The following is a 9946-nucleotide window of genomic DNA, read 5'->3' as shown; positions in this document are numbered from 1 at the left end:
CTTATCTGCTCGCTCAGGATTCAGGACTCTTTATGTTAGCAGGCACAATTTTGCAGGATGGAAAATATACCCTAATTCAAGAAATAGGGCGGGGCGGCTTTGGCATTACCTTTAAAGCTAGGCATCACTACTTAGGTCAAGAGGTGGTGATGAAAACCATCAATGAACGGTTGCGACAACATCCTGATTTTGCCAAATTCGAGCGCCAATTTCAAGATGAAGCTAGACGATTAGCTACGTGTATTCACCCAAATATAGTCCGAGTTAGTGACTTTTTTGTAGAAGCTGGACTGCCTTATATGGTGATGGAATACATTCCTGGCGAAACCTTGGGAGACGCATTTGTTTTACCGGGGATAACTTTGCCTGAAGCTACAGCAATTCATTACATCCGGCAAATTGGGGCAGCGTTGCAGGTTGTACACAACAACGGTTTGTTACACCGTGATGTCAAACCAGATAATATCATCCTTCGCCAAGGAACACAGGAAGTTGTACTAATTGATTTTGGTATTGCCAGGGAATTTAATGGCGGTGTCAGGCAGACCCACACAGGTCTGGTTTCTGAGGGTTATTCTCCCATTGAGCAGTATATGACGCAAGCGGCGCGCACACCCGCCACAGATGTTTATGGTTTAGCAGCAACCTTGTATGCACTGCTGACAGCCCAAGTTCCCATGCCAGCATTATTGCGCGATCGCGAACAAATGCCTTCACCTCGCGAATTACAACCACACTTGAGTGCTGCTGTCAACCAGGCGGTAATGCGCGGTATGGCAGTAGAGTCTCGTTTTCGGCCAGCGACAGTTGCTGAGTGGCTGCAATTACTACCTGGAAATGAAGTGAATCGGACATCGCAAGTCTTACCCACTTATGCAGTGCCAACTATCAATTTATCTGCCCAACAGGCAGCAACTTTAATTGGAAAAACTGCCCAAAATCGTATTTATAGACCATCTGTGTTGGCGCAACCCAACCCAGGCATCGCGAAAGAAACCGTACTGGCAATAAAGCTGGGGTCATCTCAGATATTTATTGGTATAGGTGTAGCCCTAATTGCTGCTATAGCAGGTTTTGGGATTACGAGTATATTACCCAAATCTCAGCAGCAACCGACTGCAAAGCCGCTTTTTCAACAGCCAACTCAAGAACCAGCAGCGAAAGCACCTAATTTTGATAGTACATCTTCACCTAGAGGTGAAAAGACTAACACTACCTCAAGATCCGAAACAGCACCTGCCTCTAATTCCAAACAGCGTCGGCGCAATCGTCGTTCTTCCCAACAAGAATCTCCTAGCAACCCTACAAGAGAATCGCAACGCGATAATTCCGAAAAATCCACACCTTCACCTAGCGTTTTACCCACACCCTCCTTAGTGGAGAAACTACGGGCAATCCGCTCATCTCGAAAAGCTTCCCCCGCACCATTGCCATTTCCACAAAAGAACTTACCCGCTTCTAGTCAAAATCCTGCCTCCCCTCAATCCGTAAGTCCATCAAAACCTGTACTTATACCACCAGCACCACCAACAGAATCCAAACAATCAGATCCTTCTGCTGTAGTAGTACCAACACTAGAAAAGCAAAATTCACCGACTAATAGTCAACCCCAGAATATTCAGAAGTTCGAGGAAAAGCCACAAGATGACAATAACTAATCAATTCTAGATTTTCAATTTGGGATTTTAATGAAGCAGCGTAGTCAGTCCAGCACAGCGCTCACTCCTATTAACTAATTACAAATTACGTAGCTTGCTTCTCGCCTTTGGCGAGTATTAGTAGTTATTTTAGGAAGGATTAAGCCTATTTTGTACAACAATTTCTCCCTTCTTATTAATCTTCACCGGATTCTTGGGAAAAGCTTGATTGTTCAAATAACGCATAAGTCTCACAGTTTGAAAACTCTGATCAATATGAGGAATTCCTTGCCGATCTATCCGAACAGGAATAATTTTACTTGATACCAAATCTCCTGCTGAGTTGAGTTTGACTTCTAAAATCATTGAGTCACCTGTTTGGGCATTTGTAGATAAAGTCCGATATCCCAAAAAGTTTCCTAAAGAATAGGCAATGATTTTTCCCTTATAAATTTCCATCGCTCTGGGAACGTGAGGGCCATGTCCTAGTACTAAGTCTGCTCCTGCATCAATCATGTTTCGAGCAAAGGCGATCGAATTGCCTCGGTTTTCTCCATAAAAATACTCTGTTTGATTCTTAACGTGTAGTGCCCCCGTTCCTTCCGCTCCAGCGTGCATTGATACTACTACAATGTTGGCTTTATTTTTGGCTTCTGCTACGAGTGCTTGAGCTACTCCTAAATTATGGATGGAATTATACATTTCATAAGGAGAAAACCCGACCATTGCCACGGGAATATTGTTAGCTTCCAAATAAAGAATTTGATTTTTATGACCTAATGTTGCAATGCCCACTGCCTGAAGATTTTTCATTGTATCTTTGAACCCTACTGGCCCAAAGTCCATTGCATGGTTATTTGCCATATTGAACACATTAAAACCAGTTTCAGCAAAAAGCTGGGCATATGCAGGTGGAGAGCGAAAGGCAAAGACTTGTCCTCGACTAATATCTTTGGCAGTATAGGGATAATTAGTTAGACTACTTTCAAAATTACCAAACAAGATATCAGCTCCTTGCAAGTGAGTTCTCACTGATTTTGGTAATAATTGATCTCGAAAGCGGGGTAATCTATAGTTAGGGAAATTAGTGCCGGGAATAATATCTCCAACGGCTTTGATGGTAATAGTATCTGGAAAGGTTTGTTGTTCTGTTGTTGATGACGTAAGTGTAGGAATAGCTAATGAAAATTGCACAGGCTTAGTAGGTGTAGTAGCAGCGTTTAATCGCTGTGATTGTCCAAGCCGGATAATAACTCCTATACTAATACCTAGATATAAACAAATGCTGATAAGACTAAATGAGAATACTCTCCCCAAGCTGCGATCTACCATCGTTCAGTCCTCACACGATGGCATTAGTTTATCCCAAAAATCTGTGTTGGCGGTGTATATTTTAGTGTTTTTTAGTAACTATTGGACCACTTAAATATTAAGCGAGAATCCTATCTCACTTGCAATAAACAGACAAGTTGCTCTGGATTCTCGTTAAAGGCAGGTAAATTTTAGCCACATTGTAGTAAATTTTCAATAATCTTTTGAACGGAGAGGGGGGGATTCGAACCCCCGTTGAGTTTCCCCAAAACGCATTTCGAGTGCGTCACCATGAACCGCTCGGACACCTCTCCAACTATTTATTCAAACATTTGAGTATCTATTCTACATTCAAATGCTATAAATTTAGGGAAATTTTGCTGGATTCCCCATAATAATATAGCATTATCGCTTTTTTTTTGCGTAACGCATCCTCCAAGAACGCCAAGGGCGAATTAAGGTCTGTAGACATCGAAAAAGACATCATAAAATTCATCATATTACATTAACATGACTTAAAAATAACAGCACTCGTATTATTCTGTGAAATATTTTTTAATTAACATCCTCTTATCTCAACCACTCCAATAAAAGCGATCGCACCAAGTGACTCATGCTGATACCAGTGCGATCGTATTTTGGCATAACCAGTAAAAATTCCGCCATTTTTTATCTCAAAAATAACCTTGCAAATATATCTCAAAAGCTAAAATGCGATTCTCCAGAAGAAACGCTGCGCGATCAATTAATCTGAAAGACGCAATTAATCGCGTCTTAGCTTCTCTGGCTCAGACCCTAGTGTAATTATTGATTACTTTGGCTAAGTCTGGCACTGCTTCTTCTACGTGTTTTTTGGCTGAACCGCGAAGTTTTTCATAAGTTCCTCGCACGATTTGGCGGTTTGAGTTCTTGACTCTTGCATCAGTAACACCCAGTAGTGCATCTGCTGTATCAGAGCGATTCGCACTCAGATATTCAACTGGGTCGCCTTTCTCTAGACCTTGACTCCAGATGGGATCGAGAGCTGTAAAGCATTGCGGTAATATCTGCTCAACGACATAGGGAATGTACCCTGGCTTAATCCCCTTTAAAGCAGCAAAGGCAGTTTTCAAAGCGATGCCGCTCATGCCTGACTTGGATGCAAGCTGTCCTTCAATCATGTTGCAACAATCATCTATGACCATAGCCTTTTTGGTCGGGTTCAAAAGTCCGTCGTTAAGTCCCATTTCACTCTTCCTTATCTAAGTACTTAATTTTTATTCGACTAATTTTTTTAGCAAGCAGGAAATTACAGAAAATGGTATCAGAGTTAGAGAATGTTGTGGATAAGCTGATACGCTTTTAACCTGTATAGTTCAAATTGCTAAAAAAATGCGGGGACTAAGAGAAGTCCCCTAACACTGGCAAGCATTCTCTAGGTTATCTGCACTTTGCTAGGAGACTGAAGGGCAAAAGTTAGGTTATCCCATCCTCCTGAGACCTGAGTTGTGTCTCTGGCTGACTTGAACCAGCAGGTAGAGCTTTATGTCTAGTTCCCGAAGCTCCATTTTGAGAATTTGGAGGGTTTGAGCCTCCCGATCGCTTCCGAGATAATATAGCCTGAGCCAAACTCTTAACCAAAATATACAAAATTGGCACTAAGAATAAACTCAAGAATGTTGAAAGCATCAACCCCCCAAACAGCGCCGTTCCTAAAGACCAACGGCTGCTGGCTCCAGCCCCTTGAGAGATTACTAAGGGCAAAAATCCTAACAGCGCTGCAAAGGATGTCATTAAGATCGGTCGCAGACGTTCTTGCCCTGCTTTTACTGCCGCCCTTGTGTAGCTCATGCCCTGCTCATGCAATTGATTGGCAAATTCCACGACTAGAATCGCGTTCTTGGCAGCTAGACCAATCAAAGTTACTAGACCTACCTGGCAATAGATATCATCCACCACTTTCGGGAAAAGACTAGTTGCCATGAAAATATTTGAGCGTAGCCAAAGGGCTGTCATCGCTCCTAAGACTGCTAGAGGAACAGTCAGCAAAATAATAATTGGGTCAATGTAGCTTTCATACTGAGCCGATAGCACCAGAAAGACAATCGCGATCGCTAAGGCAAAAATCAAGCCTGTAGCTCCTCCAGATGTCTTCTCTTGGAGATAAGTGCCTGTCCATTCATAACCAAAGCCTTGAGGTAAAACCTCTGCTGCTACTTCCTCCATTGCTTTAATCGCCTGTCCAGAACTAGCACCAGGAGCAGGAGCGCCCTGGACTTTGATTGACCTGTACAAGTTGTAATGGGAGATGGTTTTTGGCCCCACAAAGGGAGTAACTTTCACCAGGCTGCTCAACGGAATCATTGCCCCATTTGCAGAGCGAACATACAACTTGCCAATATCCTCTGGATTAGAGCGGAAAACCCCATCTGCTTGCACATAAACTCGATACTGTCGCTGTCCCTGCACAAAGTCATTTACATATTGCGACCCCAAATAATTTTGCAACGCCCCAAAGATGTCGTTGAGTTCGACATTGAGAGCTTTGGCTTGGTTGCGGTTTACCTGAATGTCAAATTGGGGAGTGTCTGCGGTGAACTGAGTGAAGACTCGTTGTAAAACAGGCTTTTTATTTGCCGCCGCAATGAATTTGTTAGTAGTGTCAACCAGGGTTTGAATCGGCGCAGTTCCAGTTTTGTCTTGAATGATAAACTCAAAACCACCCGTAGTACTCAATCCTCTAACTGGAGGAGCATTCACAGCGATCGCTCTGGCATCTGTAATTGCAGAGAGCTTTTTGTTCATTCTCTGAAGTATTCCATAGACAGACTCAGATTGGCTAGGTCTCTCTTTCCAGGGTTTCAGGTTAGCAAAGGCGATGCCTAAATTAGAAGCATTGCCATCGAAACCAAAACCACTGATCATAAAACTAGCTTGAACTTCGGGAAGTGATGTTACTTCTTTGACAACCCGATTCATCACAGATTCGGTGTATTTCAAAGAAACCCCGTCAGGCCCTTGGACAATCACAAAGAAGTAACCTTGGTCTTCTTCTGGAATAAATCCGGTAGGCACTGCTCTGTACATCAAAACTGTTGCTAGTAAACCAGTAATGAAAACCCCAATTACAATCGGCTTGACATGGGTAAGGTAGCTAACAAACCTGACATATCGGCGCGTGAACCAGCCAAATCCTCGATTAAACTGCGTAAAGAACCACCCCAAAGGGCCCCGTGGAGTCTGAGCCGGGCGCATGAGGATGGCTGCCATACTCGGAGAGAAGGTTAAGGCATTGAAGGTCGAGATGCCAATGGAGCAAGCAACGGTTAACGCAAATTGTTTGTAGACAATCCCAGTAGTGCCCGGAATGAATGCAACTGGAATGAATACCGCCATGAGTACAAGTGAAGTGGCAATGATTGCCCCAGTTAACTCCTTCATGGCTTCAACAGCAGCCTCAAAGGGCCTCATGCCCTCCTCTAGTTTGACCGCAACTGCCTCCACTACAATAATTGCATCATCGACGACGATACCGATCGCGAGGACGAAACCAAATAAGGTCAGTGTATTAATCTGAAATCCTAAAACCAACAAAGCTGCACACGTCCCAATCAGGGAAACAGGGATCGCAACAGTGGGAATGATCGTGGTACGCCAGTCTTGCAAAAAGATAAAAATTACCAAGACCACTAGGACAATCGCTTCAACCAGAGTGTGCAGAACTTCTTCTAAAGAGATTTCTACAAATGGAGTGGTATCAAATGCTAACTGTGCTTTTAGTCCAGGTGGAAAACTCTTCTCTAATATTTTGATCTGCTCTTCAACAGCATGAGCAACTTGAAGCGCATTACTACCCGGAAGTTGATATATACCCAAACCCACGGCTGGCTTGGGAGTATTTCCTGGGATGGTGAATTTGGCATCAGCAAGATAGTTCTCTGCTCCCAGTTCAACTCGACCAACATCTCTAACTTTAACTAGAGTGCTATTAGTAACGCTATTAGTAATGCCATTAGCAATGTCATTATTAATGCCATTAGTAGTGCTATTAGTGGTGCTATTAGTGGTGCTATTAGTGCCACCTTGATTCACCTTCAGCACCATGTCCTCAAATTCAGCCGCATCTTTAAATCGACTGGTTGCTCGTAAAGCAAATTCAAAGCTTTGATTATCTGGTGCTGGTTCCTTACCAATTGCCCCTGCACCCACCTGAATATTTTGTTCTTGCAGGGCAGTTGTCACATCTTGAGGAGTTAGTTGATGTTGGGCAAGCTTGTTAGGATCGAGCCAGAGACGCATGGCATATTTGCGCTCCCCAAAAATCGTGGCTTTTCCGACACCAGGAAGCCGTTTGATCTGATCGAAAATATACAGGTCAACATAGTTACTGATAAAAATGTTGTCATACTCATTATTTTCTGAGTAAAACCCATAAACCAGAAGCAGACTGCTTGATGCCGTTTCAACAGTGACACCTGTTCGTTGAACAATATCTGGCAGTTGAGGTTCAGCAAGTGCTTGTTTATTTTGAACGTTTACTTGAGCAATATCGCTATTGACATTAGTTGGGAAGGAGACAGTTATATTGCTGGAACCATCATTACCCGTATTAGAAGATATATAGGATACATCTCTAACCCCATTAATTTGTCGCTCAATAATGTTGGTGACAGTACTTTCTGTTGTTTGAGCATCCGCACCAATATTGTTAGAGCTAACAGTGATTTGCACCGGAGCAAGCTCTGGTAGCTGAGAAATCGGCAGGATCGGAATACAGATGCTTCCCAGCAGCAAGATGATGAACGTGCAGACCGTCGTCAAGACTGGACGTCTGATGAAGGTATTGACAAACATAAATCAAGGAATAAAGGAAAAGTTTTAGACTGATTAGGAACGTAGTAGCTTTTTATTAATATAAGGATTTATTAAGGTTTCATGTTGGCGATCATCAAAGATTAGGGATTAGCAATTGGGAAGGGACAAGGAAAAAACCTCTCCCTTGTCCCCTTCATTTCTTTGCTCTCCTGCAATCAGAGAGGGCAGAATTTGTTCTAATCAACTCAAAAATGCGGTAATGAATCTTAATTTCTAATTATCTTTGCCATTACTTGTAAAATTTAACGACTGCTCGTCATTGACCCAAATTGCTTGTTGAGGTACAGAGATGGAAATTCCAGCTTCGTCTAAGGCAACTTTCAAGCGGCGGCGAAGTTCTCGTGCGACATCCCATTGTTTGAGGGGCTGTGTTTTAATCCAGACACGAATAATCAAACCGCGATCGCCAAATTGATCTATTCCCAAAACTTGCGGCGGTTCCAAAATTTGACTCTGCCATTGCATTTCTTGATTCATCTGATCGGCAATAGTTGCAATCAACTTCAAAGCCTCTTCTGTATCGGCTTGGTAGGCGATGGGAATTGTTAAATCGGCTCGTGACCAACGACTAGAAAGATTAGCAACAACTTTAATTTCACCATTGGGAATCGTGATCAAGCGCCCTTCGGAATCCCGCACTTGGGTCATTCGCAGATTCAGATTTTCTACTAAGCCTCCCACATCTCCCACAGTAATCACATCGCCTAAAGCATACTGGTCTTCTAAAATGATCAAAAAACCGTTAATCGCATCTTTAATTAAGTTTTGCGACGCCAAAGACAATGCAACACCAACTAAACTGGCACCAGCTAGCAAGGGAACGATATCTATCCCCAAGGATACCAGCGCTAGCAGGAAGGCTACTCCTAACCAGATAGCAGTAGTGATACCTTTAGTCACGCCAGAAAATGTGGAAACTCGCAGTTGCAGCCGTGCAGAACTTTCTGGGGTGAGGAAGGCACTACTGCTAATCAGAGTAGAGGCGAAGCGGTCAATTAGGGCGTAGGTTAAACGAATTGCTACATAGGCTGCTATACATACAACACTTAATCGCAAAGGAAATTGGGCGGCTGTGAGAATTGCTACTTGAAAACCTCGTGTATAGGGAAATAGACCCAAAATAAAGAAGCTTCCACCTCCCCAAATTCCAGCTTGACCGAGCTGAAATAATTGTCTCTTGGCTTCTTGGAGATGTTGCTGTTGTCGTTGATTGAGTTGTGTTGTAATTGCTTGATCTGCTGGTTTTGGGTAGTTGAAGAGTTCCTTTTCGGTTTGGGAGGTAATGGAGTTTTTTAAATCTTTTTGGGTACGCCGCTGCCAGCCATATAGCCCCAAACTGATAATTACCATTGCCACTCCGGTACCAGCAGCAATTTTACCTTGGTCGATTAGAGATGGAGTTTGTCTTTCTTGCTTTGCTTGTTGCAAGTCTTCTTCTAACGATTCTTTGACTTGATTTGCTGATGTCGATACATCTACCTGTCGCAGTCCCGCATCCTCAGAAGTAACGGTCATTAGATATTGACCGTTGACATAAATTACTGGTAATCCATTGGCTTGGCGAACTTCTACCTTGACTGGTGTTTCTGCTGGTGATTGAAAGTAATTTTGACCAATTTTCCGCAATTTCTTTTGAATATCTTCTGAACGCTCAGGAAAATTAGTTTTTGTTGCCGCTATTTGAAATAACCGACGACCATCTAAATAAATCCAGCCCGAAACAACTCTGTTATCCGAATCATTACTCACACTGCTGGGAGTTTGCAGTTGCGGTAAAAAAGGAATTTGGGCTGTGGCTTTTGGCACAGATACAACGCCTATGGCGATTGAACTGGCGATCGCCAAAAATTGAAAGCGCACTCAAACACCTCCTTGAATCAAATCTACTGGTGATTACTTCTATAACTATCCTCCGCAATAACTTTTGGTAGATGTACCTATCTAAAGTTGAGGTTTTGCCTTTAGACGATGAAAATTTGATATTTTTTATTTGTCTTCTATCTTTAGATAGGTGACAATTTACTGAAAATTAGCATTCCAAGCTGAGAAGAATCTTACTCTTACCAAAGATAAAACAAAAAGGAAGAAGTTGGAGAGGAAGTTGACATTCTGCCGATCAAACGTCAAGCTAGTCCTGAGGATTA

5 protein-coding genes and 1 tRNA gene are annotated in these 9946 nt (G+C 42.8%); 1 reads left to right on the top strand and 5 read right to left on the bottom strand.

Features of this window, described 5'->3' with window-relative positions; all coding sequences use genetic code 11:
• The first annotated feature begins 32 nt into the window (after positions 1-32).
• Positions 33-1658, top strand: a complete 1626-nt coding sequence (locus V7K56_RS21955; protein ID WP_334913550.1) for a serine/threonine protein kinase — start codon at positions 33-35, stop codon at positions 1656-1658.
• A gap of 129 nt (positions 1659-1787) precedes the next feature.
• On the opposite strand, the gene V7K56_RS21950 is transcribed toward V7K56_RS21955, so the two are convergent.
• The 5 genes from V7K56_RS21950 to V7K56_RS21930 all read right to left on the bottom strand — a co-directional run bounded on the left by V7K56_RS21950 (position 1788) and on the right by V7K56_RS21930 (position 9662).
• Positions 1788-2969, bottom strand: a complete 1182-nt coding sequence (locus V7K56_RS21950; RefSeq protein ID WP_334913548.1) for a CapA family protein — start codon at positions 2967-2969, stop codon at positions 1788-1790.
• 208 nt (positions 2970-3177) lie between these two features.
• Positions 3178-3262 (bottom strand) — tRNA-Ser (locus tag V7K56_RS21945).
• Positions 3263-3736: 474 nt separating this feature from the next.
• On the bottom strand, positions 3737-4174 hold the full coding sequence (locus V7K56_RS21940; protein WP_334913546.1) for a DUF6918 family protein: 438 nt from the start codon (positions 4172-4174) through the stop codon (positions 3737-3739).
• 229 nt (positions 4175-4403) lie between these two features.
• A complete protein-coding gene (locus V7K56_RS21935) occupies positions 4404-7781 on the bottom strand; it encodes an efflux RND transporter permease subunit (protein WP_334913544.1) in 3378 nt (1125 codons plus the stop codon).
• Positions 7782-8015: 234 nt separating this feature from the next.
• Entirely contained in the window at positions 8016-9662 is a 1647-nt protein-coding gene (locus V7K56_RS21930; RefSeq protein WP_334913542.1) for a mechanosensitive ion channel family protein, read from the bottom strand.
• Positions 9663-9946: the final 284 nt, after the last annotated feature.

Source organism: Nostoc sp. (assembly GCF_036917535.1).
In the GTDB taxonomy this organism is placed as follows: domain Bacteria; phylum Cyanobacteriota; class Cyanobacteriia; order Cyanobacteriales; family Nostocaceae; genus Nostoc.
This window is presented reverse-complemented; position numbering and strand designations above follow the sequence as displayed.

What these genes read in the sequence shown, in the direction of transcription:
- V7K56_RS21955 (WP_334913550.1), top strand. Translation starts at nt 33, where the DNA reads ATGTTAGCAGGCACAATTTTGCAGGATGGAAAATATACCCTAATTCAA.
- V7K56_RS21935 (WP_334913544.1), bottom strand. Translation starts at nt 7,781, where the DNA reads ATGTTTGTCAATACCTTCATCAGACGTCCAGTCTTGACGACGGTCTGC.
- V7K56_RS21940 (WP_334913546.1), bottom strand. Translation starts at nt 4,174, where the DNA reads ATGGGACTTAACGACGGACTTTTGAACCCGACCAAAAAGGCTATGGTC.
- V7K56_RS21950 (WP_334913548.1), bottom strand. Translation starts at nt 2,969, where the DNA reads ATGGTAGATCGCAGCTTGGGGAGAGTATTCTCATTTAGTCTTATCAGC.